A 26,786-nucleotide genomic window follows, 5' to 3' on the forward strand; every position below is an offset into this window, starting at 1 on the left:
ATGGCGCATTATTTCGATTGTCAATTGCACTGATTTCGATCTCTAATAAGTCATGACATTATGGCGACCAGATCCCGCTCTTATCCGGCGGCCGGCCTACCAATCGCTCGCCGACCAGTTCGCGCGGGCCATCCATGACGGGCGCCTGGCCAATGGCGCCCGGTTGCCGACGCACCGGCAGCTGGCCGACGATCTCAAACTTTCCGTGCAGACGGTCAGCCGCGCCTATGAGGAACTGATCCGCCGCGGGCTGGTGTCCGGCGAGGTCGGCCGCGGCAGCTTCGTGCAGACGCAGCGCCGCGAGCCGGAGCCGCCCTATTTGCCGGAGCGGCTGGGTGAGGTCATCGACCTCTCTATCCTGAAGCCGGTCTGCGAACCGATGCATCTGGAGCGGCTGAAGCAGGCGCTGGGCTGGCTCGCCGAAAACCTGCCGTCGAGCTCGGCGCTGTCGTTCAGGCCGAACATGGTGTTCCCGCGCCACCGCGCGGTGGGTGTCGAGTGGCTACGCTTCTGCGGCCTCGACGCGTCGCCGCAGAACATCAGCCTGACCAACGGCGCCACCGCAGGGATGACAGTGGCGCTGATGAGCGTGGCGCCGCCCGGTTCGACCGTCGCCACCGAGGCGATCGGCCATCACACACTGATCCCGCTGGCGCGTTATCTCGGTTTCAACCTCGAGGGTTTGCCGATCGACGACAATGGGCTGATCCCGGCAGCGCTGGACGAGGCCTGCCGGCTGTCGGACATCCGCGCGGTGTTCGTGCAGCCCTCGGTGATCAACCCTACGGCGACGCTGATGGACGCCGCCCGGCGCGAACAGATTGCCGCCGTTGCGCGCAGGCATGACATCGCCATTATCGAAAACGACGTCCTCGGCCCGCTGGTCGAGGACCGGCCGCCGCCGGTCGCGGCGTTTGCACCCGAGCGCACGCTCTACGTCACCTCCTTCACCAAGATCGTGGTGCCGGGCCTGCGCATCGGCTATCTCGCGGCACCCGATCGTTATGTCGCCGCGGTTGCCAACCGCCACCTCGTCTCGAACTGGATGGCGACGCCGCTGGTGGCCGAGATCGCCACCAAATGGGTGACCGACGGCACCGCGATGGAACTCGTTCGATGGCAGCGGATGGCTTTGCGGCGGCGTCTGGACATCGCCGCCGAGGCGCTCGCCGGAGTGGACTATCGGGCTCATCGCGACGGGCTGCATGTCTGGCTGCAACTGCCCGATGATCGCGGCGAGGAAGGCTTTGTTTCCCAGGCCCGCCTGCAGGGCGTGGCGATCGCGCCCGGCACGTCGTTTCGCATTTCGCAGATGCCTTGGCATCCAGCCGTGCGGATTTCGCTGGGCTCGACCACGGAGGGGGAACTGCGTGCCGGTCTCGGCGTTGTCACCAAGCTTCTGCTCGGCGATCCCGAGCATCTCCTGCTTGCGATCTAGGCAACAATTGGCGGGGAATTGTGCGGAGTCCGAAATATTGTCATGATATTATTTTCTTGATTGACATGATTTGCCGCGATCCGCATCGTTAAAGGTACAGCTTCTCCAGCACGGGAAATTCATTGTCGGCGCCCATCATCAAGATCGACGGCATTTCGAAAAGCTTCGGCACCTTCAAGGTGCTGGATGGCCTCTCGATGCAAGTCATGCCCGGCGAGAAGCTGGCGCTGATCGGCCCGTCGGGTTCGGGCAAGACGACGATCCTGCGCATCCTGATGACGCTCGAGCGCATTGACAGCGGCCACATCCAGGTCGACGGCGAGCAGTTGTACCATATGGAGCGCAACGGCCGGCTGCTGACGGCGGATGAACGGCATTTGGCAAAGATGCGCCAGAAGATCGGCATGGTCTTCCAACTGTTCAATCTGTTTCCGCACAAATGCGTCATCGACAATGTGACGCTGGCACCGATGCTGACCAAAGCCATGCCGCGGGCCGCCGCCGAAAAGCGGGCGATGGAGCTGCTCGACATGGTCGGCATGGTCGACAAGGCCAAGGCGATGCCGGCGCAGCTTTCCGGCGGCCAGAAGCAGCGCGTCGCGATTGCCCGGGCGCTGGCGCTGTCGCCGAAGATCATGCTGTTCGACGAGGTCACCTCGGCGCTCGACCCGGAACTCGTCGACGAGGTGCTCAACGTCATGCGCAAGCTCGCCGCCGAGACCGATATGACCATGCTGCTGGTCACCCACGAGATGGGTTTCGCCCATGACTTCGCCGACCGGGTGCTGTTCTTCGATCGCGGCAGAATAGTCGAGGAAGGCAAGCCCGACGAGATTTTCCGCCATCCCAAACAGGAGCGTACGCAAGGTTTCCTGAAGAAGATCATTGCGGCCGGACATCGGGTCTGACTGCCATGCGAGGCGGCGACGCCTCAAGCAAGCCAAGAAGACAGACAAACAAGGAGTTGGGAACAATGAAGAAATTTGCCATTTTGGCCGGCGTCGCCGGTATTGCGCTGACGGCGGTGCTGGCCGCCTCGACGACCGGCTCGGCCGATGACAGCAAGCTCGAAGAGCTCAAGGCGCAAGGCTTTGCCCGCGTCGCCATCGCCAACGAGCCGCCCTATACGGCGGTTGCCGCCGACGGCAAGGTCTCGGGTGCGGCGCCTGACGTTGCCCGTGAAATCTTCAAACGCCTTGGCGTCAACGACATCGTCGCCTCTATCTCGGAATATGGTGCCATGATCCCCGGCTTGCAGGCCGGCCGTTTCGACGTCGTCACCGCCGGCCTGTTCATGAAGCCGGAACGTTGTGCTGCGGTCGCCTATTCGGAACCGGTGCTGTGCGACGCCGAGGCGATGCTGGTGAAGAAGGGCAACCCGAAGGGCTTCAAGAGCTACGAGGACGTCGCCAAGGACACCAGCGCGACGATCGGCGCACCCGGTGGCGGCACAGAGGAAAAGCTGGCGCTCACCGCAGGTGTGCCGCGCGAGCGCGTCATCGTCGTGCCGGACGGCCAGAGCGGCCTGAAGATGCTGCAGGACGGCCGCATCGATGCCTATTCACTGCCAGTGCTGTCGATCAACGACCTGGTCAAGAAAGCCAATGATCCGAACCTCGAAGTCATCGCGCCGGTGGTCGGTGCGCCGGTCTATTGCGATGGCGCGGCCTTCAAAAAGGGCGACGAAGCGCTACGTGATGCCTATGATGTCGAGCTGGCGAAACTGAAGAAGTCCGGCGAGTTCGCCAAGATCATCGAACCCTACGGCTTCTCGGCGGCGGCGGCGATGTCGACGAGCCGCGACAAGCTCTGCTCGGCGAAGTAGGCGCGTTCTTCCTTCTCCCCGTTGACGGGGAGAAGGTGGCCCGAAGGGCCGGATGAGGGGCGACGCCCAGCTTTTGACAGATTGGCTCTGCCCCTCATCTGCCTGCCGGCATCTTCTCCCCGTGAACGGGGAGAAGGACGCTGAAGTGATCGCCTCGCCAAATATTCAATGCGGAGCCCTTTCGACCAATGACCCAATGGTCCGGCTATTTCGGCCTGATTTTGCAAGGAGCGCTTGTCACCATCGAGCTGACGCTGATGGGGTCGGTGCTGGCCTTGATCATGGCCTTTCTTGCCGGGCTGGGGCGGCTGTCGCGGTTTTTTGTGCTACGCGCGCTGGCCACCGCCTATATCGAGTTCTTCCGCGGCACCTCGATCTTCGTGCAGCTGTTCTGGGCCTATTTCGTGCTGCCTTTCGCCGGCATCTCGCTGACGCCGCTGCAGGCCGGCGTGCTGGCGCTGGGCCTGAATGTCGGGGCCTATGCGGCGGAAGTGGTGCGCGGCGCCATCAAGTCGATCGGCCGCGAACAATACGAGGCCTGCACCGCGCTCAATCTCGGCCGCTGGCAAGCCATGCGCCATATCATCCTGCCACAGGCACTGCTGGTGATGCTGCCGACCTTCGGCAACAACGCCATTGAATTGCTCAAGGCCACCGCCGTCGTCTCGCTGATCTCGCTTGCCGACCTGACCTTCCAGGCGCAGGTGGTGCGCTCGCAGACCGGCAACACGCTGGTGCCGTTCAGCACCATTCTCGTCATCTATTTCGTGCTGGCGCTACTCATCTCATGGGGCGTGCGGTCGCTGGAACGCCGCATGGCGCGCGGCCTCGACGGGGTGCGCGTCTGATGGATCGGGCTCTGTAATGGAATGGGATTGGGATTTTGTCCGGCAGATCCTGCCGACGCTGATCCAGGGGGTGAAGATCACCATCCTGGCGACGCTGCTCGGCTCGGTGCTGGCGGCCATCGTTGGGCTGGGCATCGCGTTGGCGCGCCGTTCGCCGAACAGGGCTCTGTCGCGCACGATCGGCTTCCTTGCCGAGTTCATCCGCGGCACGCCGCTATTGGTGCAGCTCTATTTCATCTTCTACGTGCTGCCGGATTTCGGCGTCCTGTTGCCGCCGCTGGTGGCGGGCGTCATCGGTCTCGGGCTGCATTACGGCACCTACACAGCCGAGGTCTACCGCGCCGGCATCGATAATGTGCCGCGTGGCCAATGGGAAGCGGCCAAGGCCTGCAATCTGAACGCCACGCAGACCTGGACGCACATCATCATGCCGCAGGCGATCCCGCCGATGATCCCGGCGCTTGCCAATTATTTCATCGCCATGTTCAAAGAGACGCCGCTGCTGTCGGCGATCACCGTGCTGGAACTGATGAACCAGGCCAAGAGCGTCGCCAATACCTATTATCGGTATATCGAACCGATCACCTTGGTCGGCGCCTTCTTCCTCGCCATCAGCCTGTTCTCGGTGGTGCTGCTGCGCTGGCTGGAACACCGTTATGGGCGGATCGAACGATGAGCGCTGCACCCGATATCCGCCTGCGCTCGGCCCGTCCAGCGCTCGATGCACGTCCGCTGGAAAAGCGGGTCGGCCTGATTATCCTTGCCACCGACCATACGAGCGAACCGGATTTTCACCGCATGGTGGCAAGCGATCGTATCGGCGTCTATGTCGCGCGTATTCCCTACGCCAACCCGACGACGCCGGAGAATTTGCGCAAGATGCAGCCGTCACTGACGGCGGGCGCGGCCCTGATCCTTCCTGACGAACCGCTCGATGCGATCTGCTATTCCTGCACCTCGGCCTCCGTCGTGATCGGCGATGCCGAAATCGAGGCGGCGGTGAAGGCCGCGAAACCCGGCGCGCCGGTGGTGACGCCGCCGATGGCCGGAGTGCGCGGCCTGAAGGCGCTGGGCGCCAGGACAATCAGCATCCTCACCCCCTATACGGTCGAGACGAGCCGGCCAATGGCGGCCTATTTCGCGGCACACGGTTTCGAGATCGCCAGCTTCACTTGCCTCGGCTTCGAGGATGACCGCGAGATGGCGCGGATTGCGCCGAAATCCTTGGTCGATCTGGCCCGCGAGGCGACGGCCCCGCAGGCCGACGCGCTGTTCGTGTCCTGCACGGCGCTGCGGTCGGCGCTGGCAGTTGTCGGTATGGAAGAAGCCATCGGCCGTCCCGTCGTCACCAGCAACCAGGCGACAGCCTGGAATTGCCTGCGGCTTTGCGGCGACGACGAGCCACGCCCCGAATTCGGCCGCCTGATGACGCTGCCGTTGAACTGATTGCAGAGCCATGACCACGTCCAGGATAAGCCTCTCCGACATCCGCGCCGCACGCGAGCGCATCGCAGGCAAGGTCGAGCGCACGCCGACCGTCACTTCCCCGAGTCTTTCCCAACACTTGGACGCTCCTGTTTATCTCAAGCTCGAACATCGGCAGACCACCGGCGCCTTCAAGTTGCGCGGTGCCTCGAACGCTATCGCCTCGTTGACAGAAGAGGAGAGCGCGCGCGGCGTCGTCGCGGCCTCGACCGGCAACCATGGCCGGGCGCTTGCCTATGCCGCTCGACTGCAAGGCATCCACGCGACGATCTGCATGTCGCGGCTGGTGCCTGAGAACAAGCTCGAGGAAATCCGTCGGCTCGGCGCCGAGATCCGCATCGTCGGCAACAGCCAGGACGATGCGCAGCGGGAGGTCGAACGGCTGGTCGCGGAAGAGGGGCTGATCATGCTGCCGCCTTTCGATCATCCTGCGGTCGTTGCCGGGCAAGGAACACTTGGGCTGGAGATCATGGAACAAGTTGCGGACGCCGCGCTGGTGTTGGTGCCGCTTTCCGGCGGTGGGCTGGCGGCTGGCGTTGCCGCTGCCGTCAAGGGCGTCAGCCCGGCAACGAGGGTCATCGGCGTTTCGATGGCGCGCGGTGCGGCGATGAAGGCAAGCCTCGACGCCGGGCATCCGGTGTCGGTCGAGGAACTGCCGACGCTGGCCGACTCGCTCGGCGGCGGCATTGGGCTCGACAACCGGCTGACCTTCGCCATGTGCCGTGATCTGCTCGATGATGTGATCCTGCTCAGCGAGGACGAGATCGCCGCCGGCATCCGCCATGCTTATGAGCAGGAGCGCGAGATCGTCGAAGGCGCCGGCGCGGTCGGCATTGCGGCTGTGCTTGCCGGCAAGGTCGGGGCGAACGGCCCGACGGTGCTCGTGCTGTCCGGCCGCAACATCGACATGACACTGCACCGCAAGATCATTTGCGGCGAAGCAATTGCGGAGAGCGCAGCATGAGCCGGATGACGATCCTCACCGAAGCTGAATTGCGCAAGATCGTGAAGCTCGATCTCGATGCCGTCGCCTGTGTCGAGAACGCGTTTCGCGCGCTCGCCACCTTGCCAGTGGCGATGCCGCCAATCCTGCGGCTCGACATTCCCGAGCATCGCGGCGAGGTCGATGTCAAGACCGCCTATGTGCCGGGCATCGACGGTTTTGCGATCAAGATCAGCCCCGGCTTTTTCGATAATCCGAAGCTCGGCCTGCCTAGCGTCAACGGCATGATGGTGCTGCTGTCGGCGAAGACCGGGCTGGTCGAGGCGCTGCTGCTCGACAATGGCTATCTCACCGACATCCGCACGGCGGCGGCCGGCGCGGTCGCCGCCAAACATCTGTCGCGTCCGGACTCCTCCGTTGCCGCAATCTTCGGCGCCGGTGTTCAGGCCGGACTGCAGCTCGAGGCGCTGATGCTGGTGCGGTCGATCACCGAGGCTCGGATCTGGGCAAGGGATGCCGCCAAGGCCGAAGCCGCGGCGGACGCATTGTCCGAAAGACTGGGCATCGCCGTTCACGCCGAGCCGGACGCGGCAAAGGCTGCGGCCGATGCCGACATCATCGTCACCACGACGCCGTCGACCGAGCCGCTGATCAAGGCCGGCTTCGTCTCCGCCGGCCAGCACATCACCGCGATGGGCTCGGACGCGGAGCACAAGAACGAGATCGCGCCGGCGATCCTGCGCATGGCCGACCTCTACGTCGCCGACAGTGCGAAACAGACGCGGCTCCTGGGCGAACTGCACCATGCCATCGTGGCGGGCGTGATGGCGGCCGATGCCGAGATCACCGAGCTTGGCCACATCATCGCCGGCGAAAGGCATGGCCGGCGTTCGGACAGCGACATCACCATTGCCGATCTGACCGGCACCGGCGTGCAGGACACGGCGATCGCCACGCTCGCCCGCGACCGTGCGCGTGCAGCCAAGACCGGTACGATTTTCGAAAGCTGATACCGGCCGCAAGGCCCAACAAACGAGGACCAAGAACAATGCAGCCTAATTTGAAATTCTCGCGCGGCGAATATGCGGAGCGCCTCGCCAAGACGCGGAAGGCGATGGAGGCCAAGGGCGTCGATCTGCTTGTTGTCAGCGATCCGTCCAACATGGCCTGGCTGACCGGCTATGACGGCTGGTCGTTCTACGTACACCAGGCGGTCGTCGTGCCACCGTCGGGCGAGCCGGTGTGGTACGGGCGCGGCCAGGACGCCAACGGCGCCAAGCGCACCGCCTATCTCGCGCACGACAACATCGTCGGCTATGCCGACAACTATGTGCAGTCGACCGAGCGCCATCCGATGGATTTTCTGTCCAGCGTGCTCGCCGATCGTGGCTGGGGCAAGCTCAGCATCGGTGTCGAGATGGACAATTACTGGTTCTCTGCCGCTGCCTTCGCATCGCTGCAGAAGCACTTGTCCCATGCCCGCTTCGTCGATGCCACGGCACTGGTCAACTGGCAGCGCGCGGTGAAGAGCCCGACCGAAATCGACTACATGCGCAAAGCCGCCCGCATCGTCGAAGCGATGCACCAGCGCATCGTCGACAAGATCGAAGCCGGCATGCGCAAATGCGACCTGGTCGCCGAGATCTATGATGCCGGCACGCGCGGCGTCGACGGCATTGGCGGCGACTATCCGGCGATCGTGCCGCTGCTGCCGTCAGGCGCCGACGCATCGGCACCGCATCTAACTTGGGACGACAGGCCGATGAAATCGGGCGAGGGCACTTTCTTCGAGATCGCCGGCTGCTACAACCGCTACCATTGTCCGCTGTCGCGCACCGTTTTCCTCGGCAAACCGACGCAGGAATTCCTCGATGCCGAAAAGGCGACGCTGGAAGGCATGGAGGCCGGGCTTGCCGCCGCCAAGCCCGGCAACACCTGCGAGGACATCGCCAACGCCTTCTTCGCGGTTCTGAAGAAATACGGCATCGTTAAGGACAACCGCACCGGCTATCCGATCGGGCTTTCCTATCCGCCGGACTGGGGCGAACGCACGATGAGCCTGCGCCCAGGCGACCGCACCGAGCTCAAGCCCGGCATGACCTTCCATTTCATGACCGGCCTGTGGCTGGAGACGATGGGCTTGGAAATCACCGAATCCATCCTGATTACCGAAACCGGGGTCGCGTGCCTGGCCAATGTGCCGCGCAAGCTGGTGGTGAAGAATTGAGCCCGATGTCCAGCCTTCGCCCATCACCGATCACGCCGAGCGTCGATTTCGAGCGCGACGGCGTGCAGCACGGTTTCTTGCGCCTGCCTTACAGCCGTGACGATTCCGCCTGGGGATCGGTGATGATCCCGATCTGCGTCATCCGCAACGGCAACGGGCCGAGTGCATTGCTCACCGGCGGTAATCATGGCGACGAATATGAGGGGCCGCTGGCGCTTTACGATCTCGCCCGCACGCTCGATCCGAGGCAGGTCAGCGGCACGGTCATCATCGTGCCGGCGATGAATTATCCGGCGTTCCGCGCCGGCACGCGCACCTCGCCGATCGACAAGGGCAATCTCAACCGCAGCTTTCCCGGCCGGCCCGACGGTACGGTGACCGAGAAGATCGCCGATTATTTCCAGCGCGAACTTCTGCCGCGCACCGACATCGCGCTCGATTTCCATTCCGGCGGCAAGACGCTCGACTTCGTGCCGTTCTGCGCCGCCCATATCCGGCCCGACAAGGTGCTGGAAGAGAAGGGGTTCGCTGCGGTTGAAGCTTTCTCGGCACCCTGGTCGATGAAGATGCTGGAGATCGACGCGGTCGGCATGTTCGACACTGCCGCCGAAGAGATGGGCAAGCTGTTCATCACCACCGAGCTCGGCGGCGGCGGAACTTCGCGCGCGGAAACGGTGAGGATCGCGCGTCGCGGCGTGCTCAATGTGCTGCGCCATGCCGGCATCGTCGCCGGCGCGGTCGAGATGCAGCCGACCCGCTGGCTCGACATGCCATCGGGAGATTGCTTCTCGTTCGCCGAGGACGACGGGATGATCGAAACCATGATCGATCTCGGCGAGCCGGTGGCAGAAAACCAGGTGCTGGCGCGCATCCATTCGATCGGCCGCACCGGCGGCGCTCCGCAGGAGATCCGGGCCAAGATGTCCGGTCTGTTGGCGGCGCGGCATTTCCCCGGATTGGTCAAGGCCGGCGACTGTGCTGCCGTGGTGGCCGTGCTGGTCGATTGAGGCTAGGAGGCCGATGTCGGAAACGGCTCGGCCTTGCCTTTAGGGCGGTCGCCGATGGCAAAGACGGCGCTCGCCTCGCTGACGATCGAGACATGGTCCTTGGCGGCTGTTCCGGCGGCCGTACTGTCGCCGCGCATGATTGCGGTAACGATGGCGTCATGCTCTTGCCAGGACTGGGCCAGCCGGCCGGGCAGCATGAATTGCGCGCGCCTGAACGGCGCCAGCCGGCCGCGGGTCATGACGGTCAACTCATAAATGTGCTTGCTGTGCGCGCCGCGATAGAGCCGGGTGTGGAATTCGGTGTTGAAAATCTCATACTCTTCTTCGGCACCGAGCTGCACGAAGCGTGCCGAGGCCCGGTGCTCGGCCTCCAGCGTGCGGCGCTCGCCGGCCGTCATGCGCTCGGCCGAGAAGCGCGCGCAGATCGCTTCAAGCTCGGCCATGCTCTCGAACATCGAGGCGAGGTGCTCCTGCGTCATCACGGCGACGGTGGCGCCGCGGTTCGGCCGCCTTTCGACCAGTCCCATGGCGCTGAGCCGGCTGAGCGCTTCCCTGATAGGCGTGCGTGAGACGTCGAAGCGGGCGGCGAGCGAGGCTTCGTCGAGTTTTTCGCCGGGACGCAGGAAACCGGTAACGATCCGGTCGCTGATCGCCCTCACCATCTGATCGACGGTCGTGCCCGACCTGATCAAATTGCGCTTTGCCGACACGTCTCCTCCGTCCAGTCTCTTCGCGCAGCCATAAGCCACGCACCGGCTTCGATTCCTCCGCAGCTCTGTATGCCTATGTTTTAGCCTTCATGTCAAATTGGCCGTTTTAGAGGCAAAAAGTGTATGCAATTGCTCCGGCTTTGTGCAGGCCACATCGGCACACTCGTTGATATTGCTGAATAAATCCCATTTCTGAAACTGGCACGCTGATTGCATACACTTCTTTCATTGAGGTGTTAACCGGCCCCAAAGGCCCCATAGAGGGAGCATTCACATGACCGAGCGATTCATGCTTAGCCGCCGCGACCTGCTCAAGACTTCCGCCGCCGGAGCGGCGCTCGGTCTTGCGTCCGCATCGTTTCCGATCAGCAGGGCCTTCGCCGCGACCGCAACCGTCGGCTTCATCTATGTCGGGCCAAAGGACGATTACGGCTACAACCAGGCGCATGCCGAAGGCGCCGCCACGCTGAAGGGGATCGAAGGCATTTCCGTCGTCGAAGAGGAGAACGTGCCGGAGACGGTCGACGTGCAGAAGACGATGGAATCGATGATCAATCTCGACGGTGCGTCGCTGATCTTCCCGACCTCGTTCGGCTATTTTGATCCGCATATGCTGGCCATGTGCGCGAAATTCCCCGACGTGCAGTTCCGCCATTGCGGCGGCATGTGGAACAAGGACAAGCATCCGATGAATGCCGGTTCCTATTTCGGCTATATCGGCATGGGCCAGTATCTGAACGGCGTCGTCGCCGGCCACACCAGCAAAACCAAGAAGCTCGGCTTCGTCGCGGCAAAGCCGATCCCGCAGGTGCTGCTCAACATCAATTCCTTCCTGCTCGGCGCGCGCTCGGTCGACCCGACCATCACCTGCCAGGTGATCTTCACCGGCGAGTGGTCGCTGGCGGTCAAGGAGGCGGAGGCCACCAATGCGCTGGTCGACCAGGGCGCCGACGTCATCACCTGTCATGTCGACAGCCCCAAGGTGGTGGTCGAGACGGCGGCCGGGCGTGGCGCCTTCATCTGCGGCTATCATGCCAACCAGAACCCGCTGGCGCCGGAGAAATACCTGACCGGCGCGGAATGGAACTGGGCCAAGGTCTACAAGATGTTCGTCGACGATCTGGTGGCCGGCACGCCGCTTCCCAATTTCACGCGCGGCGGCCTGGCCGACGGTTTCGTCAAGATGAGCCCGCTCGGCCCCGCCGTCGGCGAGGCCGCCCGCAAGCAGTTCGACGGCACGCTGGCCGAAATGATGAAAGGCGGATTTTCGGTCATCAAGGGTCCGTTGAAGAGCAACAAGGGCGTCGTCGTCGCGACCGAAGGCCAGGCCTTCGTCGAGACCGCGCTCGAGCTGGAAAGCATGGACTACCTCGTCGAGGGCGTGGTCGGTTCGACCGCCTGAACCGGATCGGAGACGGGGCCATGACAGACACGGTCAGTACCGCGAGCGCACCAGCGCTGTTTGGCGCCAGGAATTATCCGGCGGCACTCGAATGGGTGGCACGGCGGGCGGAAGCCTTCGTCATACCGCTCGCGGCGCTGATCGTCGGCATGGCGCTGTTCAGCCTGTTCATCGCGCTGGTCGGCAAATCACCGGTGCAACTCTACGTGACGATGTGGCGCGGCGGCTTCGGCTCCTGGTTCTCGATCCAGAACTCGCTGTCGCGGGCCGCACCGCTTTTGCTGGCAGCGCTCTGCGTGGCGCTGCCGGCTCGGCTCGGCCTCGTCGTCATCGGCGGCGAAGGCGCGATCGTGCTGGGCGGCGTTGCCGCCGCCGCCATCGGCGTCGCGGCGAATGGCGCGCCGGCTTTCGTGGTCATCCTGTTGATGGGCGTGGCGGGCGTGGTCGCCGGCGGCATCTGGATAGGTGCCGTCGGCGCACTCCGCCACTACCGCGCCGTCAACGAAACCATATCCAGCCTGCTGATGGCCTATATCGCCATCGCGCTGATGAACCATCTGGTCGAAGGGCCGCTGCGCGATCCGGCCTCGCTCAACAAACCTTCGACCGAGCCGCTGGCGGATGCCTACCGCATCGGCAACATTCCAGGCATGGACGTGCACTGGGGCCTTGTCGTCGGCATCGTCGCCTGCGTCCTGTCCTGGCTGTTGATCGAAAAGACGCGCTGGGGGTTTGCCGCCCGCATTGCCGGCGGCAATGTCAGGGCGGCCCAGGTGCAAGGGCTTGCCGTCGGCCCGCTGATCGTCGGCTTTACCGGGCTCGCCGGCGGCTTTGCCGGACTGGCCGGCATGCTGGAAGTCGGCGCCGTGCAAGGCAGCGCCAACGCCTCGCTCGCCGCCGGCTACGGCTATACCGGCATCCTCGTCGCCTTCCTCGCCCGCCACAATCCGCTCGCCATCATCCCGGTCGCTTTCCTGCTCGGCGGCATCGGCGCTTCCGGCGGGCTGATCCAGCGCCGCATGGACCTGCCCGACGCCACCGTGCTGGTGCTGCAAGGCATGCTCTTCGTAGTCATCCTGTTCAGCGAAACCTTTTACGGCCGCTTCAAGGTTTTCAATCCCGATCTGTGGAAGAGGGGCTCCTGATGGACGCGACCGAGATCGGCCTGTGGGGCGTGCCGCTCGCCATTCTCGGCGGCGCCATCCGCGTCTCGACGCCGTTCATCTTCGTGTCGCTCGGCGAAGCCATCACCGAGCGCTCCGGCCGCATCAATCTCGGCCTCGAAGGCACGCTGGTCTTCGGCGCAATGACCGCCTATGCGGTAGCAGTGGTGACCGGCTCGCCATGGCTCGGCGTGCTGGCTGCCGCCGGTGCCGGTCTTTGCTTCGGGCTGTTCCATGGCTGGATCTGCAAATTCCGCGGGGTTAACGACATCGCCATCGGCATCGCGCTGATGCTGTTCGGCTCGGGTCTCGCCTTCTTCTTCGGCAAGCCGTTCATCCAGCCCTCGGCGCCAGACCTGCCGGCCATCGCCTTCGGTGGCTGGTCGAATATTCCGCAGGTGCAGGCGGCGCTCAACGTCAACGTGCTGTTCCTGATCGGGGCCGCACTTGCGCTGTTCCTGTGGTGGGCCTTCCGTAACACCCGCGCCGGCCTGATCGTACGCGTCGTCGGCGACAGCTCCGATGCGGCGCGCGCCATGGGCCTCAATCCCAACACCGTGCGCCTGCTTGCGACAGGCGTCGGCGGCGCGCTCGCCGGCATCGGCGGCGCCTATCTGTCGCTCTATTACCCCGGCAGCTGGACCGAACGCATCTCGTCGGGGCAGGGGCTGATGGCGGTGGCGCTGGTCATCTTCGCACGCTGGAACCCGCTCGGCTGCTTTGCCGCGGCACTGTTGTTCGGCGGCGCCGGGGCGCTAGGCCCGGCGTTGCAATCGGTCGGGGTAACGCAGGGCTACTATCTCTTCTACGCCGCACCTTACATCCTCACGCTCATCATCATGATCGCCACCTCGTCGCCGAGCCGCTCGCTTGCCGGCGCGCCGGGCGAGTTGTCGATCACCAAATGACTGGAGTTTTCCCGATGAACGCCAGAGCCGAGATCACCCAGCGCTACATCGACGCCGACCCTTATCCATGGCCCTACAATGGCGAGCTGCGGTCGGACAATACGGCTCTGATCATCATCGATATGCAGACCGATTTCTGCGGGCCGGGCGGCTATGTCGATCATATGGGCTACGATCTTTCGCTGGTGCGGGCGCCGATCGAGCCGATCAAGTCGGTGCTTGCAGCCATGCGGGCCCAGGGCTACACCATCATCCACACGCGCGAGGGCCACCGGCCCGATCTCGCCGACCTGCCGGCCAACAAGCGCTGGCGCTCACGCCGCATCAATGCCGGCATTGGCGACCCCGGACCTTGCGGGCGCATCCTGGTGCGCGGCGAACCAGGCTGGGATATCATCCCCGACCTCTATCCGGCGGCGGGCGAACCGATCATCGACAAGCCGGGCAAGGGCTCGTTCTGCGCCACCGATCTGGAGCTGATCCTGCACCAGCGCGGCATCGAAAACATCGTGCTGACCGGCATCACCACCGATGTCTGCGTCCACACGACCATGCGCGAGGCCAATGATCGCGGCTTCGAATGCGTGATGCTTGAGGACTGCTGCGGCGCGACCGACTACGGCAACCATCTCGCCGCGATCAAGATGATCAAGATGCAGGGCGGCGTGTTCGGCGCGGTGTCGAGCTCGGCGTCCTTCGTCGCGCAGCTGCCGTGAGGGGGCGATCTTGAGCGGAACCATCGTCAAGAAAGCCGTCGGCGTCGAGACTATCGGCATGACCATGCGCTTCGGCGCCTTCACCGCGCTGGACGATGTCTCGATCAAGGTGCCAGCGGGATCATTCCATGCGCTGCTCGGCGAAAACGGTGCCGGCAAGTCGACGCTGGTCAAATGCATGATGGGTTTTTACCGCCCGACCGCCGGCGACATGCTGGTCGATGCCCGCGAGGTCGCGATAGCCAGCCCGAAGGATGCCTCGGCGCTCGGGCTAGGCATGGTCTATCAGCATTTTACCCTCGTCCCGTCGCTGACCGGTGCGGAAAACCTGGTCATTTCCCGCGAGAAAGTGCCGGGCGTCATCGACTGGCGCAAGGAGCGCGCCGCACTTGCGCAATTCATGCAGCGGATGCCGTTCAAGCTGCCGCTCGACGTCAAGGTGGCGGAACTTGCGGCCGGCGAGAAGCAGAAGCTCGAAATCGTCAAGCAGCTCTATCTCGGCCGCAGTTTCCTGGTGCTCGACGAGCCGACTTCGGTGCTCACCCCTGGCGAGGCACAGGAAGTGCTTGGCCTGGTGCGCGACATGACCAGGACAGGCGACCTCACCGTGCTGATGATCTCGCACAAATTCCACGAGGTGACGGCCTTTGCCGACGACATCACCGTGTTGCGCAAGGGCAGGCTGACCGGAACCGGAAAGGTCTCCGAACTTTCGCACAAGCAGATGGCGGCGATGATGATCGGCGACCAACCGATTGCAGCACTCGACAGTCGCGCTCCGGTGCCGGCCGGCGCCAGGCAGGTGCTGACGGTAAAGTCGCTGAAGGCGCCTGACCGCACCGGCTTGAAAAGCATCGACATCGGCGAGCTCGACGTGAAGTCCGGCGAGATCGTCGGCATCGCCGGCATCTCCGGCAACGGCCAGAAGGAGTTTCTCGAAGTCCTTGCCGGACAGCGGGCACGCAATGCGGGCGACGTTCTGGTGAAAGGCTCGCCCTATGGTGCCAGCCGCAGCGAGGCGCGCACACTCAATGTCCGCTTCATTCCGGAGGAGCCATTGCGCAATGCCTGCGCACCGCGGATGACGGTGGCCGAAAACATGGCCTTCCGGACCTTCGACCTCAACGAGGCCGGCAAGCCGGTCAACTGGATCAGGATGAGCGCGATCAGGGACTACGCGGCCCGTCTTGTCGAACAGTTCAAGGTCAAGACGGCCTCGCTCGCTTCGCCGATTTCATCATTGTCGGGCGGCAATGTGCAGCGCGCGGTGCTGGCGCGGGAACTGACCGGCGAGGTCGATTTGCTCATCGTGTCGAACCCCTGCTTCGGCCTCGACTTCTCCGCCGTCGCCGAAATACGCGCCCGCATCATGAAGGCGCGCAATGCCGGTGCTGCAGTGCTTTTGATGTCGGAGGACCTCGACGAGCTGCTTGAGCTCTCGGACCGCATCTTCGTCATGTCGGATGGCGCGCTGGTCTACGAGACGCCGATCGCGCAGGCGAGCGTGCAGACGATCGGCGAGCACATGGCGGGACATCATTGATGGCGGAGATCGAGGCGCTGCCGTTCCCGTTTGCCTTCAAGCCTGAGGCGATGGCGCTGGTCGTCATCGACATGCAGCGCGATTTCGCCGAGCCCGGCGGCTTCGGCGCCAGCCTCGGCAACGACGTCAGCCGGATCACGGCGATCGTGCCCACGGTGAAAAGGCTGCTCGAAGGGTTTCGCGCCGCTGGCCTGCCGGTGATCCACACGATGGAGTGCCACAAGGCAGATTTTTCGGATCTGCCGCCGGCCAAGCGCAATCGCGGCAGTCCGTCGATCCGCATCGGCGATATCGGTCCCATGGGTCGCGTGCTGATCGTCGGCGAACCGGGAACGGCGATCCTCGATGAACTTGCACCATTGCCTGGCGAGATCGTCATCGAAAAACCCGGCAAGGGCGCGTTCTATGCCACCAGCTTCGGCGATGACCTCAAGCGGCTCGGCGCACAGCAACTGGTCTTTGCCGGGGTGACGACGGAGGTCTGCGTGCAGACGACGATGCGCGAGGCCAACGACCGCGGCTATGAATGCCTGCTGGCGGAGGATGCGACGGAGAGCTATTTTCCGGAGTTCAAGACGGCAGCCCTTGCCATGATCAGGGCGCAGGGCGCGATCGTCGGCTGGACGGCGACAACGGACCAGGTGCTCGAGGGAATTTCCAATGCCTAACATTGCATACCAGGCCCTCATCCAAGGGGGCTGGCGTGATCTGCCATTCGAGCCTTTTCGCGAAGGCATCACGGTGCATTGGCTGCTCAAGGGGGGATCGACGGAACCGTCGGTCGCGATTCTCAACTACCGGGCGGGCGCCGGCGTGCCGCGTCACCGCCACGCCGGGCTGGAAACGATCATCGTGCTGGAAGGCTCGCAGAGCGACGAGAACGGCGACTATGCAGCGGGCAGTGTGATCCTGAACCCGGTTGGAACCGAGCATTCGGTGTGGACAAAAGACGGCTGCGTCGTACTCATCCAGTGGAACCTGCCGGTCGTCATTCAGGGCGAGGCCGAATGAGCGACATCCGCTTCGACATAGCGAGCCTGCACGCCGCCTATCAGGCCGGCCTCAGTATTGGCGATATGATCGATACGGTCCATGCGCGGCTCGCGGCGGCCGATGACCCGGGCATCTTCATCCATCTGGCGAGCAGGGCGGAGATGCTTGCCGAGGCGGAAAAGCTCGGCCCGTTCGATCCGTTGGCAAAGCCACTGTGGGGCGTTCCGTTCGCGGTCAAGGACAACATCGATGTTGCCGGCATGCCGACCACGGCGGCCTGCGCGGAATATGCCTACTTGCCGGCGAACGACGCCACCGTCGTCGCGCGGCTCAAGGCCGCCGGCGCGCTGGTCGTCGGCAAGACCAATCTCGACCAGTTCGCTACCGGCCTGGTCGGCGTGCGCACGCCCTATCCAATCCCGAGGAATGCGATCGACCCGACACTGGTGCCGGGCGGCTCCTCATGCGGCTCGGCCGTGGCGACGGCGCGTGGCATCGTCTCGTTCGCGCTCGGCACCGACACCGCCGGTTCGGGCCGCATACCCGCCGGCCTCAACAACATCGTCGGGCTGAAGCCGAGCGTCGGCGCGCTGTCGGCCGCCGGCGTCGTGCCGGCCTGCCGCACGCTCGACTGCGTCTCCGTCTTCGCACTCAACGTCGACGACGCCTACAGCGTGTTCGAGGTCGCGGCGGCGAAGGACGACGCCGATCCCTATTCACGTGACCTCGGCATCCAACCGCTTGCCGCGCGCCCACCGGTGCTGACGGTTGGCGTGCCGGCCAAGGCCGATCGGACGTTCTTCGGCGACCAGGCGATGCAGGCGGGCTTCGAGGCCGCTCTTGCCTCGCTGGAGACGCTGGGCTGCAGGCTGGTCGAAATCCCGTTCGGCGATTTCTACGCCACCGCCAATCTGCTTTACGAGGGCGCCTGGGTGGCCGAGCGTTACACCGCGATCAGGGACTTCATGGATGCCAACGAGGCGGCCATGCATCCGGTGACGCGGCAGATCATCGGCGGTGCGCGAAAACTTTCCGCAGCGGACGCCTTCAACGGGCTCTATGCCTTGCAGGCCTACAAGGCCAAGCTTGCGCCGGTTATCGCCTCGGTCGATCTTTTCTGTGTGCCGACCGCGCCGACGCATTACACAGTCGAAGCGGTGTTGGCTGACCCTATCGTCACCAACAGCCGGCTCGGCACCTACACCAACTTCGTCAATCTGCTCGACATGTGCGGCATCGCCGTGCCGACCGGAACCCGCAGCGACGGTTTGCCGATGAGCGTCACCTTGCTTGCCGCGGCGGGCAAGGACCATCTGACGGCGTCGCTTGCGCGCGATGTCCATGCGGCAAGCGGCCTTGCGCTGGGCGCTACCGGCTGGCCGCTGCCGCCGCGTGGCGATATCCGCGTGGACGTGGATGAAGGCACGATCGAGCTGGCCGTGGTCGGCGCGCATCTATCGGGGATGGCGCTGAACGGCCAGTTGCAGCAGCTCGGCGCGATTTTCGCCCGGGGTGCGAGAACGGCGCCGCTCTACCGGCTTTACGCACTCGCCGGCCAGTCGGTGTCGAGACCGGGGCTCGAGCGCACCTGCAATGGCAAGGGCACAGCCATCGAGGTCGAAGTCTGGCGGCTGTCGCCGCAAGCCTTCGGTCGCTTCGTCGCGGCGATCCCGCCGCCGCTCGGCATCGGGACGCTTCTGCTCGACGACGGAACTTCGCCGAAAGGCTTCCTCGTTGAAAGTGCCGGCCTTACCGATGCAGAAGAGATTTCGCATTTCGGCGGCTGGCGCAATTTCATGGCGGATCAGCAGCTGCGGAGCTGACGCCATCACTCGACCTTTTGCCGGAACTTCGAGTGGCAGCTCGAGCAATCCTGCAAGATGAGATGCAGGAGGTGCTCCGCCGGCAATTTGGCGGGATCGGCTTCCGCCGTCCCCGGTCGCTTGCCAAGCAGGCTGCCACCGCCCATCGCCGGGCCGGAACCCATTCTCATGTCGTCGGTAATGCGCGGCGGCACCCGCTCGGCGTCGGAGGCCAGGGCGCTGGCCAGCGTCCCGATGTGGCGAGCCAGCCCTTCGAACTCCGCGCGGGCAGGGTCGATATCCAGCTTGGCGCCTGAAGGCGCACCCAATGTCGCGCTGGGGAATTCGGCAATGAGGGAAGGGCCGGTGCGGGCGCGGAGGGCCTCGGCCGCCGCTTTGAAAGCCGCGGCGTCATACGCCCGCTTGCCGTCGAACATCCCGGCGATCGCCTTTGCCGCCGCAGCCATTTCCTTCATCGAGGCCTGGCGAGCCTCGATGACCGCATCACGGCTCGAATGGGCGGCAGCGAGCACGACAGAGACGCAGGCAAGCGACAGCACTGTTAGAGCGGCTGCGAGCCTCACTGGGCCACGCCTTGTCCCGCCAACTCGTCGATGATCGGGCACTCCGGCCGCTCGTCGCCGTGGCAGTGACTGACCAGATGGTGAAGCAAGCCGCGCAATCCGACCAGTTCGGCGATCTTCCTGTCGATCTCCACCAACTTGGCTTTCGCGATCGCCTTCACGTCAGCGCTGTCACGTTCCCTGTCTTGGTACAGCGAGAGCAACTGGCGGCATTCGTCGACCGAAAACCCCAGGCTTCGCGAGCGCTGCAGGAAGCGCAGCCGGTGAATATCGGCCGTCGAGTAATCGCGATAGCCATTGTCTGTCCGGGCCGGGTGCAAGAGCCCGATGTCCTCGTAGTAGCGGATCGTCTTGGCCGGTAGGCCGGATTTTTCGGATGCGACGCCGATGTTCATATCGGAAATCTCCTTTATCGGAGGAAATAGACCTTCCAGTAGATGGAAGGTCAACATGATGTGGCGATTTTGGATGCCCGACGCAACCGCCCGCCGGCTCCAACCGTTTGCCTGCCAACAGCGCATACTGAACCTTCGGGAAGAAATCAGTTTTCGGAAACGTTTATCGAACAGCGCTCAAACTCGGCGCCCGGCACCAGGTACCGATCAGCAAGGACCCTCCGGCGGCACGTTACGCCGTGCAGACGCCGAGGAGATAGAACATGCCCGTCAAGGCCTATATCAACCGGATCGCGACAGCGGTGCCGGAGCACGAGGTTCATCAATTCTACCTGCGTTTCGCGGCCTCGATGCTCGCGGCCGATCGCCGGAGGATCTTCGAACGCATGGCCGATCTTGCCGGCATCGAGCACCGCTATTCCTGCTTTGCGCCGGCGTCCGATCCCGAAGGACCATCCGCCGACCTGGCCGGGACCTTCATTCGGGGCGCGTTTCCCGGAACGGCCATGAGAATGGCGATGTTCGACGATGCCGCACCTGTTCTGGCGCAAAAGGGCATCGACGGATTGCAACTTGGCGACGACGCTTCCCGCATCACCCATCTTATCGTCACTACCTGCACCGGTTTTTCGGCGCCGGGCATCGATCTCGAGCTGGTTGCGCGTTGCGGGCTGCCGGACGGGGTCGAACGCACGATGATCGGTTTCATGGGTTGCTACGCGGCGATCAACGGCCTCAAGCTGGCGCGTCACATCGTCCGCTCCGACCCGCAGGCCAAGGTCCTGCTGGTCAATATCGAGCTCTGCACGATGCACCTGCGTCAAACCACCGAACTGGAAAAACTGCTGTCGTTCTGCCTCTGGGGCGATGGCTGTGCGGCTGCGCTCATCACTTCCGAGCCGCTCGGCATCGAGCTCGATAGCTTTCACTGTCTGGTGGCGAGGGAGCGGCGGGATCTGATGCGCTGGAATATTCGCGACCACGGATTCGAAATGGTTCTTTCCGGCCAAGTGCCGGCAGCGATTCATGAAGCGTTGCGGAGCAACCAGGCCGCCATCCTCGGTGGCCGGCCGACCGAGGCGATCGACCTTTGGGCCGTGCACCCGGGTGGGCGTTCGGTGCTTGATGCCGTCGAAAGGGCTCTGGAACTGGAGCCCACCGCGCTGGAACCATCGCGCGCGGTGTTGCGCCAATACGGGAACATGTCGTCGGCGACCGTCATGTTCGTGATGAAAGAGATGCTGAAGGCGCCTGCCGGCCTGCTCGGCTGCGGCATGTCGTTCGGACCCGGGCTGACGGCCGAAACCATGCTCTTTCGAACGGTGTCATGAGCGGCCTGGAGCATCGGCAGCTTGCGCCGGAAATCCTTGACGGCCTTGCGGCCGACGATCCGCGAGCGCTGACCGCGCGCCGCGACCTTCGGCGCATCAATATGCTGATGTTTCAGGTGCCGATCATGACGTCGTTGCTCAGGAGGTTTGTGCCAAAGCCGCCACGCCGTATTCTGGAGATCGGCGCCGGCGATGGCTCCTTCATGCTGGCGGTGGCGCGGCGCATGGCCAGGCATTGGCCTGGGGTCGAACTGATGATGCTCGACCGCGTCAGCCTCGTCACCGCGCAATTGCGCGGCGATTTTGACAGGCTGGGATGGAAGGCTGAAGGGATCACCGCCGATGTCTTCGACTGGGCAGGAAAGATCGAGGGCGCACGGTTCGACGCCGTCACGGTCAATCTGTTCCTGCATCATCTCGACGATGCGCAGCTCGTGCGTCTGTTTTCGCTGATCAGGCCGAAAGCCCCGTTGCTGCTGGCGACTGAGCCGTTGCGGGCGAAACTGGCGCTGGCCGCGACCCGTCTTCTCCCGGCAATCGGCGCCAATGACGTCACACGGAACGATGCGGCGCAAAGCGTGCGTGCCGGCTTTCGCGGCAGCGAGCTTTCCGGTCTCTGGCTTGCGGCCAACGGCAAACCGGTCGAGGAGCGGCGCGCCGGCCTCTTCTCCCACATCTTCGTCGGCGCCAGTGCCGGCAGCGACTCATGACGCGATTGTCGACTCATGACGCGATCGTCATCGGTGCCGGCCCGGCGGGGACGTCCGTCGCGCTCACGCTGGCCCGGCGCGGATGGGCCGTGGCAATTGTGGAAAAGACCGCATTTCCGCGCCGCAAGGTCTGCGGCGAATACATCTCGGCAAGCAATCTTGCGCTTTTCGACCAGCTGGAGATCGGCGATGCCTGGCGTACCGATGCCGGCCCCGAAATCCGCCGCGTCGGTTTGTTTTCCGGCGAAACCTGCGTCGAGGCGGCAATGCCACGTGCAGGAGCTGGGCCTCCTGCAAAAGACGGCTTCGGCCGGGCACTCGGCCGGGACATTCTCGACTCTCTGCTTTTGCAGACGGCGCGATCGGCGGGTGTCGAAATCTTCCAGCCCTGCCGCGCCGTCGCCATCGACCGGGACGGCGAGATGCAAAGGGTACGAATTCAAGCCGGGGACGAAACGGCGATGTTGCGCGCGCCGGTGATTGTCGCCGCACACGGCTCCTGGGAACCGGGGCCGCTGCCCAGCCAGCTCGCAAAGGCCAATCGCCCGTCGGACCTGCTCGGCTTCAAGGCGCATTTCACCGGGTCGTCGCTGGCGCCGGATTTGATGCCTCTGCTGGCCTTCCCCGGCGGCTATGGCGGCATGGTCTCGGCCGATCATGGCCGCTTGTCGATCTCGTGCTGCATTCGCCGCGATATGCTGGCGCGGTTGCGTAAACAACATGGCCCCAAACACCGGAGCCATGTGCCGGCCGCCGATGCGGTCTCCCGCCATCTCGTCGACTCATGCCGGGGCGTGCGGGACGCTCTGGAACCGGCGCTTCTCGACGGTCCGTGGCTTGCCGCAGGTCCGATCCGGCCGGGAATTCGCTCGTTCTACGAAGAGGACATCTTCCGCGTCGGCAACGCAGCCGGAGAGTCTCATCCTGTTATCGCCGAGGGTATCTCGATGGCGCTGCAGTCCGGCTGGCTGCTGGCTTGCGAACTCGCATGCGCGCCAGGTGGCCGAGCAGGGCGCGAGGCTGCCGCCAGGCGCTATGAGGCGGCCTGGAAAAGACTGTTTTCGACACGGGTCTACGCTGCCGCGGCCCTTGCCGGAATTGCCCTTCGCCCCGGCAGCGCCACCTTGATGGCGGCGATCGTCCGGAATTTCCCGCAGACACTGACACTGGGCGCGCAACTGAGCGGCAAGACCAAGCGGGTTCCCGGCTTTGCCTGACGAGTGACGCGGCGTCGTGCTGCCCTGGTCGCCTTACATGCCACCGCCACAGTTGGCAGCAGCTGGCTCCTTCTCCCCGGAATTTGTCATCGCATAGTCGTATACCTGACTGCGTCCGCGGCTTCAGGTTCGCAGGTATTTGACCAAGGCTGCAATCGCGAGCAAGAGGGCGACGAACACCAGGACCCAGACGAGCGCCATGCCGCCCATCATCCACGTACCCATTGGACCATTCATCATTGCAATCACCTTTACGGTCAGTGAAGGCCCGCCTTCGTCGGTAAGCATCGGCGACTGCGAAGGCAATTAGCTCGCCGTGGAATTCGGTCAAGACGACTAGGAAACCGATCGGCCGCCTGTCGCCTTGTCCCCCCAACCGGAAGTGTCCTGTCCTTGCCGTCTCACATACCTCCGCCGCAGCCGTCCGAGAGATCCCAGACGTCGACGACCTGCTTGCCGGTGAAACCTTGCTCGCGGATCAGGAACTTCGCCAATCCGCCATACACTTTCCAGCGCCAGCATTGGCAGCAGCAAGGGCCTTTCTCGTTGGAATTGGCCATCGCATAGTCATAGGCCTGCTGCTCGTCGCCGGAGAGTTTCACATCGTAGTAGGGCATCATCTTCTGTGCGATGCCGGCCGGAATATCGTACGGATCGTTCGGGATCATCGCGATCTCGCGGTACCTGGCCAAACCGTTCACCTGCTCGGCATAGCGCTTTGTCTCCATTGGGCTGCAGCACGAGCCCGTGATCCGCGACATCGCCGGCATGGTCGCAATCGACTCCGTGAACTTGGCCGAACACGTGCTGTTGCCGTTCTGGCTGAGATATTTGAAGCGGCGCACCAGATCGGAATCCTCCGCGGCGATCGTCAAATCCGGCCCCTTGAGCAAGCCGACGACCGCAGCGACGCCAAAGGCGCTGCCCAGAACAACCGTCCGTCGGGTTGGATGGCATATCCGGCTCATTTGCTGTTCCTCGCTTGCTCGATCAGTTTCTTCATCGTTGCGAGGTCGGTCGCGCCGGGGAAAATCTGCTCGCCAACGACGAAGCTTGGCGTTCCACTGATCTTCAGCGCCTGTGCCAGTTGCGTATTCCGGTCGATCGACGCCTGGATATCGGGCCGCTGCATGTCGGTCTTCAGCTTAGCCACATCGAGACCGACGTCGGCAGCAACCTTCAGCACGACCGCTTCGGTCACCCGCGTCTTCACCGCATACAAGGCCTTGTGGAATGCCATGTACTTGCCCTGGCGCATTGCGGCGAGAGCCGCCTTGGAAGCAAATACGGAATCCGTGCTGAGGATCGGGAATTCCTTGTAGACGATTTTGAGCTGCGGATCGTCGGCCACGGCTTGCGCCAGGATCGGCGCAACCTGGCGGCAATAGGGGCAGTTGTAGTCAAAGAACTCGACCATGATGACGTCGCCTTCGGCGTTGCCGCCGACCGGGCTCGCCGGGTCCCGGAAGATATCGTCGGCCTTGGCCGCCAGGGCAGCCTTCGCCTCTTTTGCCGCGGCCTCGCGCTGGCGGGCATCGAGGCTCTGCAGCGCCTCCATGACGACCTCGGGATGCGCGAGGATATAATCGTGGATGCGCTGGTCGAACTGGTCCTGGGACATCTCGCCCGCGGCGATCGCCTGACCGTGGATACCGAGCGCGAGCCAGGCCGTCGCACCGGCCAGGACGAAGGCACGGGCCATTTTGCCGATGGCTCCGCGCCATGAATTGGATTTGTGGATCACAGGGTTCTCCTTCCCTCTGTTTCGCCGGACCGCCGGCATGTGAATGGTGCCTCAGAACATGCCCTTGATCGTCGCCCACCATCCCGTTTCCGGCTCATGGTGCGGGCGCTCGACATTGTTGGTGAGCGCATTGACGAAGGTGACGAGATTGACCGCAGCGAAATTCAGGCCATGGAAATTCGCCCGCCAGCGGCCCTCCTTGTCGATCACATGGGTGACGGTGCCGTGCATCTGATAACCATCGTCCGTCAGTGTGAACTTGTGGCCGAAGGCCTCCGCCAGTCTGCGGGTCGCATCCTCCGGCTGATCCGCCGTCGTGGTCAGGAACAGCCAATTGACGGGATCGAGCCCGTGCGTCTGCCCGTAGCTGCGCAGCACGTCCGGCGTGTCCCTGGCGGGGTCGGTGGTGATGGTCACAAAGCTGACCTGGCCTCTCATCGGCGTGCCGTTCACCATTTTCTGGACCTCGGCGATCTTCTCGGCATGCAGGGGGCATACATCCGGGCACGATGTGTAGATGAAGTGGAGGACGACCACCTTGCCGCGCAGATCTGCCGTTCGCACGACACGCCCATCGGCGGTGCGCAGCGTGAATTCAGGCGCCGGCTTGTCGATCGTTTGGAAATATTTCTCGTCGCCCTCAAGCATGGTGTCGATTTCGTCGAGCGAGTGGGCTTGCGCCCGATACGAAAACCCCACGGTCAGCGCCGCAATGGCAATGGCGCCCAGCAGCAAACATCTCCACTCGTTCAAAGCCGATGCAAGGCAGTGAGCCTTCAACCCGGACATATCTGTTCCTTTCTCACTCGGCAGCGATGCGGCTGCCGATGAAGTCGACCATGTCGGGCGCGTCCCATTCGGCCGGCCCAATCAGCCGGCCGATCTCCTTGCCGTCGCGATTGATCAGCAGGGTTGCCGGAAGGCCGACGGAGCCGATGGCGAACATGGCCTTGCCCGAGGCATCGATGTTGAGGGCGAGGTGCTTGATGCCGATCTCGGCAAAGAACTTCTTCACAACCTCCGGACCGGCACGGTCCATGGACAGCGCGACGACCTCGAAATCCGGACCGCCCAGTTTGGCCTGCAGACGATCGAGCGTCGGCATCTCCTTGCGGCAAGGCGCGCACCATGTCGCCCAGAGATTGAGCAGCACGACCTTGCCGCGGAAATCCGCAAGCGTTTTCGGCTTGCCATTGCCATCCTCGAAGCTGATTTCCGGTACGGGGACGGGCGCCTCGTGAACGACAAAGTTCTGCGGCGGCTCGGCGGCTGATACCGGCAGCGAAAATGCCAGCAGCATGCCAATCAGGACCATGGCCAGTTTGCTCACAATAGCCTCACTCTGTCGCGTAGACGGTGGGCGCCTTGCCGTCCTTGGTGAAGGCGTAGACGACGAAGGGGCCTTGCTTCTCACCACCCATGCCTGGAGCGCCCGTCGGCATGCCGGCCAGCGTTATGCCGGTGATGGCAGGGCGTTCGGTCAAAAGCTTCTTGACGATTTCGACCGGCACCAGGCCATCGACGACATAGCCGTCGACCATCAGCGTGTGGCAGCCTTCGAGGTCGGCCGGCACGCCGGCATCGCTGCTGATCTGAGAGAGATTGTTGACCGGCTTGATGTCGACCTTGAAGCCGTTGTGCTCGAGATAGTTGGCGTAGGATTCGCAGCAGCTGCATTGCGGGTTCTTGTACATGACGGCGTTGATCGTGGCGGCAAAGGCAGGCAGCGGCGTTGCGATCAGCAGGGACAGTGCGGCTAGGCGGTAGGTCAGTTTCATTGCAGTTCTCCTTGGTT

30 protein-coding genes are annotated in these 26,786 nt (G+C 63.8%); 21 read left to right on the forward strand and 9 right to left on the reverse strand.

Annotation, left to right across the window (positions count from 1 at the left end; all coding sequences use genetic code 11):
• Window positions 1-52: 52 nt before the first annotated feature.
• The 10 genes from ehuR to doeB all read left to right on the forward strand — a co-directional run bounded on the left by ehuR (window position 53) and on the right by doeB (window position 9,773).
• Window positions 53-1,438, forward strand: coding sequence for a MocR-like ectoine utilization transcription factor EhuR (ehuR, locus tag NKJ09_RS19060; RefSeq protein WP_352494463.1), 1,386 nt, complete (start codon window positions 53-55; stop codon window positions 1,436-1,438).
• Between the two features lie 122 nt (window positions 1,439-1,560).
• A complete protein-coding gene (gene ehuA / locus NKJ09_RS19065; RefSeq protein ID WP_023720656.1) occupies window positions 1,561-2,346 on the forward strand; it encodes an ectoine/hydroxyectoine ABC transporter ATP-binding protein EhuA in 786 nt (261 codons plus the stop codon).
• A 65-nt stretch (window positions 2,347-2,411) separates the two neighbouring features.
• Window positions 2,412-3,263, forward strand: coding sequence for an ectoine/hydroxyectoine ABC transporter substrate-binding protein EhuB (gene ehuB, locus NKJ09_RS19070; RefSeq protein WP_352484026.1), 852 nt, complete (start codon window positions 2,412-2,414; stop codon window positions 3,261-3,263).
• Window positions 3,264-3,451: 188 nt separating this feature from the next.
• The gene (ehuC, locus tag NKJ09_RS19075; protein WP_023720654.1) at window positions 3,452-4,111 is read left to right on the forward strand and encodes an ectoine/hydroxyectoine ABC transporter permease subunit EhuC; all 660 of its coding nucleotides are present in this window, start codon (window positions 3,452-3,454) and stop codon (window positions 4,109-4,111) included.
• Window positions 4,112-4,127: 16 nt separating this feature from the next.
• Window positions 4,128-4,787 carry an ectoine/hydroxyectoine ABC transporter permease subunit EhuD gene (gene ehuD, locus NKJ09_RS19080; protein WP_023720653.1) on the forward strand — a complete coding sequence of 220 codons (660 nt, stop codon included), beginning with the start codon at window positions 4,128-4,130 and terminating at the stop codon, window positions 4,785-4,787.
• A complete protein-coding gene (eutA, locus tag NKJ09_RS19085) occupies window positions 4,784-5,557 on the forward strand; it encodes an ectoine utilization protein EutA (protein ID WP_352484025.1) in 774 nt (257 codons plus the stop codon). The genes ehuD and eutA overlap by 4 nt, the downstream gene beginning before the upstream one ends.
• A 10-nt stretch (window positions 5,558-5,567) precedes the next feature.
• Entirely contained in the window at window positions 5,568-6,560 is a 993-nt protein-coding gene (gene eutB / locus NKJ09_RS19090; RefSeq protein ID WP_352484024.1) for a hydroxyectoine utilization dehydratase EutB, read from the forward strand.
• Entirely contained in the window at window positions 6,557-7,549 is a 993-nt protein-coding gene (locus tag NKJ09_RS19095; RefSeq protein WP_352494462.1) for a cyclodeaminase, read from the forward strand. Before eutB ends, NKJ09_RS19095 begins: the two co-directional genes overlap by 4 nt.
• A gap of 38 nt (window positions 7,550-7,587) precedes the next feature.
• The gene (gene doeA, locus NKJ09_RS19100) at window positions 7,588-8,766 is read left to right on the forward strand and encodes an ectoine hydrolase DoeA (RefSeq protein WP_352763310.1); all 1,179 of its coding nucleotides are present in this window, start codon (window positions 7,588-7,590) and stop codon (window positions 8,764-8,766) included.
• A gap of 5 nt (window positions 8,767-8,771) precedes the next feature.
• Window positions 8,772-9,773, forward strand: coding sequence for a N(2)-acetyl-L-2,4-diaminobutanoate deacetylase DoeB (doeB, locus tag NKJ09_RS19105; protein WP_352494460.1), 1,002 nt, complete (start codon window positions 8,772-8,774; stop codon window positions 9,771-9,773).
• 2 nt (window positions 9,774-9,775) lie between these two features.
• Here doeB and NKJ09_RS19110 read toward each other — a convergent pair whose 3' ends face one another.
• Window positions 9,776-10,435 (reverse strand): GntR family transcriptional regulator, encoded by a 660-nt coding sequence (locus tag NKJ09_RS19110; protein WP_352494540.1) that lies wholly within the window; start codon window positions 10,433-10,435, stop codon window positions 9,776-9,778.
• Between the two features lie 322 nt (window positions 10,436-10,757).
• Here NKJ09_RS19110 and NKJ09_RS19115 point away from each other — a divergent pair, with 322 nt between their 5' ends.
• From NKJ09_RS19115 to atzF, 8 genes are read left to right on the forward strand one after another with little or no spacing between them, the layout of a single operon-like run.
• On the forward strand, window positions 10,758-11,885 hold the full coding sequence (locus tag NKJ09_RS19115) for a BMP family ABC transporter substrate-binding protein (protein ID WP_352494459.1): 1,128 nt from the start codon (window positions 10,758-10,760) through the stop codon (window positions 11,883-11,885).
• A 20-nt stretch (window positions 11,886-11,905) separates the two neighbouring features.
• Window positions 11,906-13,030 carry an ABC transporter permease gene (locus NKJ09_RS19120; RefSeq protein ID WP_352494458.1) on the forward strand — a complete coding sequence of 375 codons (1,125 nt, stop codon included), beginning with the start codon at window positions 11,906-11,908 and terminating at the stop codon, window positions 13,028-13,030.
• On the forward strand, window positions 13,030-13,956 hold the full coding sequence (locus NKJ09_RS19125) for an ABC transporter permease (RefSeq protein ID WP_023720644.1): 927 nt from the start codon (window positions 13,030-13,032) through the stop codon (window positions 13,954-13,956). The genes NKJ09_RS19120 and NKJ09_RS19125 overlap by 1 nt, the downstream gene beginning before the upstream one ends.
• Before the next feature lie 14 nt (window positions 13,957-13,970).
• Window positions 13,971-14,672: a biuret amidohydrolase gene (gene biuH, locus NKJ09_RS19130; protein ID WP_023720643.1), complete on the forward strand. Its 702-nt coding sequence runs from the start codon at window positions 13,971-13,973 to the stop codon at window positions 14,670-14,672.
• 10 nt (window positions 14,673-14,682) lie between these two features.
• On the forward strand, window positions 14,683-16,215 hold the full coding sequence (locus tag NKJ09_RS19135) for an ABC transporter ATP-binding protein (RefSeq protein ID WP_023720642.1): 1,533 nt from the start codon (window positions 14,683-14,685) through the stop codon (window positions 16,213-16,215).
• The gene (locus NKJ09_RS19140; protein ID WP_352494457.1) at window positions 16,215-16,883 is read left to right on the forward strand and encodes a cysteine hydrolase family protein; all 669 of its coding nucleotides are present in this window, start codon (window positions 16,215-16,217) and stop codon (window positions 16,881-16,883) included. The genes NKJ09_RS19135 and NKJ09_RS19140 overlap by 1 nt, the downstream gene beginning before the upstream one ends.
• On the forward strand, window positions 16,876-17,226 hold the full coding sequence (locus tag NKJ09_RS19145; RefSeq protein ID WP_023720640.1) for a cupin domain-containing protein: 351 nt from the start codon (window positions 16,876-16,878) through the stop codon (window positions 17,224-17,226). The genes NKJ09_RS19140 and NKJ09_RS19145 overlap by 8 nt, the downstream gene beginning before the upstream one ends.
• The gene (gene atzF / locus NKJ09_RS19150) at window positions 17,223-19,031 is read left to right on the forward strand and encodes an allophanate hydrolase (protein WP_352494456.1); all 1,809 of its coding nucleotides are present in this window, start codon (window positions 17,223-17,225) and stop codon (window positions 19,029-19,031) included. The genes NKJ09_RS19145 and atzF overlap by 4 nt, the downstream gene beginning before the upstream one ends.
• A 5-nt stretch (window positions 19,032-19,036) precedes the next feature.
• On the opposite strand, the gene NKJ09_RS19155 is transcribed toward atzF, so the two are convergent.
• The gene (locus NKJ09_RS19155) at window positions 19,037-19,594 is read right to left on the reverse strand and encodes a cytochrome c (RefSeq protein ID WP_352494455.1); all 558 of its coding nucleotides are present in this window, start codon (window positions 19,592-19,594) and stop codon (window positions 19,037-19,039) included.
• Window positions 19,591-19,989, reverse strand: a complete 399-nt coding sequence (cueR, locus tag NKJ09_RS19160) for a Cu(I)-responsive transcriptional regulator (RefSeq protein ID WP_031194477.1) — start codon at window positions 19,987-19,989, stop codon at window positions 19,591-19,593. The genes NKJ09_RS19155 and cueR overlap by 4 nt, the downstream gene beginning before the upstream one ends.
• A gap of 263 nt (window positions 19,990-20,252) precedes the next feature.
• On the opposite strand from cueR, the gene NKJ09_RS19165 reads away from it, so the two are divergent.
• Genes NKJ09_RS19165 through NKJ09_RS19175 form a run of 3 tightly spaced genes read left to right on the forward strand, consistent with a single transcriptional unit; the run spans window position 20,253 to window position 23,247 of the window.
• Window positions 20,253-21,320, forward strand: a complete 1,068-nt coding sequence (locus NKJ09_RS19165; RefSeq protein ID WP_352494454.1) for a type III polyketide synthase — start codon at window positions 20,253-20,255, stop codon at window positions 21,318-21,320.
• Window positions 21,317-22,030 (forward strand): methyltransferase domain-containing protein, encoded by a 714-nt coding sequence (locus NKJ09_RS19170; RefSeq protein WP_023720635.1) that lies wholly within the window; start codon window positions 21,317-21,319, stop codon window positions 22,028-22,030. The genes NKJ09_RS19165 and NKJ09_RS19170 overlap by 4 nt, the downstream gene beginning before the upstream one ends.
• Window positions 22,027-23,247: an NAD(P)/FAD-dependent oxidoreductase gene (locus NKJ09_RS19175; RefSeq protein WP_352494453.1), complete on the forward strand. Its 1,221-nt coding sequence runs from the start codon at window positions 22,027-22,029 to the stop codon at window positions 23,245-23,247. The genes NKJ09_RS19170 and NKJ09_RS19175 overlap by 4 nt, the downstream gene beginning before the upstream one ends.
• Window positions 23,248-23,370: 123 nt before the next feature.
• Here the strand turns inward: NKJ09_RS19175 and NKJ09_RS19180 are convergent, their stop codons facing one another.
• The 6 genes from NKJ09_RS19180 to NKJ09_RS19205 form a co-directional block, all read right to left on the reverse strand.
• On the reverse strand, window positions 23,371-23,535 hold the full coding sequence (locus NKJ09_RS19180) for a hypothetical protein (protein ID WP_023720633.1): 165 nt from the start codon (window positions 23,533-23,535) through the stop codon (window positions 23,371-23,373).
• Window positions 23,536-23,648: 113 nt separating this feature from the next.
• Window positions 23,649-24,215 carry a hypothetical protein gene (locus NKJ09_RS19185; protein WP_023720632.1) on the reverse strand — a complete coding sequence of 189 codons (567 nt, stop codon included), beginning with the start codon at window positions 24,213-24,215 and terminating at the stop codon, window positions 23,649-23,651.
• Window positions 24,212-24,991: a DsbA family protein gene (locus NKJ09_RS19190; RefSeq protein ID WP_352484015.1), complete on the reverse strand. Its 780-nt coding sequence runs from the start codon at window positions 24,989-24,991 to the stop codon at window positions 24,212-24,214. Before NKJ09_RS19190 ends, NKJ09_RS19185 begins: the two co-directional genes overlap by 4 nt.
• Before the next feature lie 51 nt (window positions 24,992-25,042).
• Window positions 25,043-25,780, reverse strand: coding sequence for an SCO family protein (locus NKJ09_RS19195; RefSeq protein ID WP_031194475.1), 738 nt, complete (start codon window positions 25,778-25,780; stop codon window positions 25,043-25,045).
• A gap of 13 nt (window positions 25,781-25,793) precedes the next feature.
• Window positions 25,794-26,321, reverse strand: coding sequence for a TlpA disulfide reductase family protein (locus NKJ09_RS19200; RefSeq protein WP_352494452.1), 528 nt, complete (start codon window positions 26,319-26,321; stop codon window positions 25,794-25,796).
• Window positions 26,322-26,328: 7 nt separating this feature from the next.
• The gene (locus NKJ09_RS19205) at window positions 26,329-26,769 is read right to left on the reverse strand and encodes a DUF411 domain-containing protein (protein WP_023720628.1); all 441 of its coding nucleotides are present in this window, start codon (window positions 26,767-26,769) and stop codon (window positions 26,329-26,331) included.
• Window positions 26,770-26,786 lie beyond the last annotated feature (17 nt).

It is taken from the genome of Mesorhizobium sp. M0189 (assembly GCF_040322135.1).
Classification (GTDB): Bacteria; Pseudomonadota; Alphaproteobacteria; order Rhizobiales; family Rhizobiaceae; genus Mesorhizobium.

Excerpts from the sequence above, each read along its gene's own strand:
- NKJ09_RS19195 (WP_031194475.1), bottom strand. The coding sequence starts at position 25,780 with ATGTCCGGGTTGAAGGCTCACTGCCTTGCATCGGCTTTGAACGAGTGG.
- doeA (WP_352763310.1), top strand. The coding sequence starts at position 7,588 with ATGCAGCCTAATTTGAAATTCTCGCGCGGCGAATATGCGGAGCGCCTC.
- NKJ09_RS19125 (WP_023720644.1), top strand. The coding sequence starts at position 13,030 with ATGGACGCGACCGAGATCGGCCTGTGGGGCGTGCCGCTCGCCATTCTC.
- cueR (WP_031194477.1), bottom strand. The coding sequence starts at position 19,989 with ATGAACATCGGCGTCGCATCCGAAAAATCCGGCCTACCGGCCAAGACG.
- NKJ09_RS19115 (WP_352494459.1), top strand. The coding sequence starts at position 10,758 with ATGACCGAGCGATTCATGCTTAGCCGCCGCGACCTGCTCAAGACTTCC.
- doeB (WP_352494460.1), top strand. The coding sequence starts at position 8,772 with ATGTCCAGCCTTCGCCCATCACCGATCACGCCGAGCGTCGATTTCGAG.
- NKJ09_RS19180 (WP_023720633.1), bottom strand. The coding sequence starts at position 23,535 with ATGCTTACCGACGAAGGCGGGCCTTCACTGACCGTAAAGGTGATTGCA.
- ehuB (WP_352484026.1), top strand. The coding sequence starts at position 2,412 with ATGAAGAAATTTGCCATTTTGGCCGGCGTCGCCGGTATTGCGCTGACG.
- NKJ09_RS19095 (WP_352494462.1), top strand. The coding sequence starts at position 6,557 with ATGAGCCGGATGACGATCCTCACCGAAGCTGAATTGCGCAAGATCGTG.
- eutA (WP_352484025.1), top strand. The coding sequence starts at position 4,784 with ATGAGCGCTGCACCCGATATCCGCCTGCGCTCGGCCCGTCCAGCGCTC.
- NKJ09_RS19170 (WP_023720635.1), top strand. The coding sequence starts at position 21,317 with ATGAGCGGCCTGGAGCATCGGCAGCTTGCGCCGGAAATCCTTGACGGC.
- biuH (WP_023720643.1), top strand. The coding sequence starts at position 13,971 with ATGAACGCCAGAGCCGAGATCACCCAGCGCTACATCGACGCCGACCCT.
- NKJ09_RS19120 (WP_352494458.1), top strand. The coding sequence starts at position 11,906 with ATGACAGACACGGTCAGTACCGCGAGCGCACCAGCGCTGTTTGGCGCC.
- NKJ09_RS19175 (WP_352494453.1), top strand. The coding sequence starts at position 22,027 with ATGACGCGATTGTCGACTCATGACGCGATCGTCATCGGTGCCGGCCCG.
- NKJ09_RS19205 (WP_023720628.1), bottom strand. The coding sequence starts at position 26,769 with ATGAAACTGACCTACCGCCTAGCCGCACTGTCCCTGCTGATCGCAACG.
- NKJ09_RS19165 (WP_352494454.1), top strand. The coding sequence starts at position 20,253 with ATGCCCGTCAAGGCCTATATCAACCGGATCGCGACAGCGGTGCCGGAG.
- eutB (WP_352484024.1), top strand. The coding sequence starts at position 5,568 with ATGACCACGTCCAGGATAAGCCTCTCCGACATCCGCGCCGCACGCGAG.
- NKJ09_RS19110 (WP_352494540.1), bottom strand. The coding sequence starts at position 10,435 with ATGGTGAGGGCGATCAGCGACCGGATCGTTACCGGTTTCCTGCGTCCC.
- NKJ09_RS19185 (WP_023720632.1), bottom strand. The coding sequence starts at position 24,215 with ATGAGCCGGATATGCCATCCAACCCGACGGACGGTTGTTCTGGGCAGC.
- ehuC (WP_023720654.1), top strand. The coding sequence starts at position 3,452 with ATGACCCAATGGTCCGGCTATTTCGGCCTGATTTTGCAAGGAGCGCTT.
- ehuR (WP_352494463.1), top strand. The coding sequence starts at position 53 with ATGACATTATGGCGACCAGATCCCGCTCTTATCCGGCGGCCGGCCTAC.
- atzF (WP_352494456.1), top strand. The coding sequence starts at position 17,223 with ATGAGCGACATCCGCTTCGACATAGCGAGCCTGCACGCCGCCTATCAG.
- NKJ09_RS19140 (WP_352494457.1), top strand. The coding sequence starts at position 16,215 with ATGGCGGAGATCGAGGCGCTGCCGTTCCCGTTTGCCTTCAAGCCTGAG.
- NKJ09_RS19145 (WP_023720640.1), top strand. The coding sequence starts at position 16,876 with ATGCCTAACATTGCATACCAGGCCCTCATCCAAGGGGGCTGGCGTGAT.
- ehuD (WP_023720653.1), top strand. The coding sequence starts at position 4,128 with ATGGAATGGGATTGGGATTTTGTCCGGCAGATCCTGCCGACGCTGATC.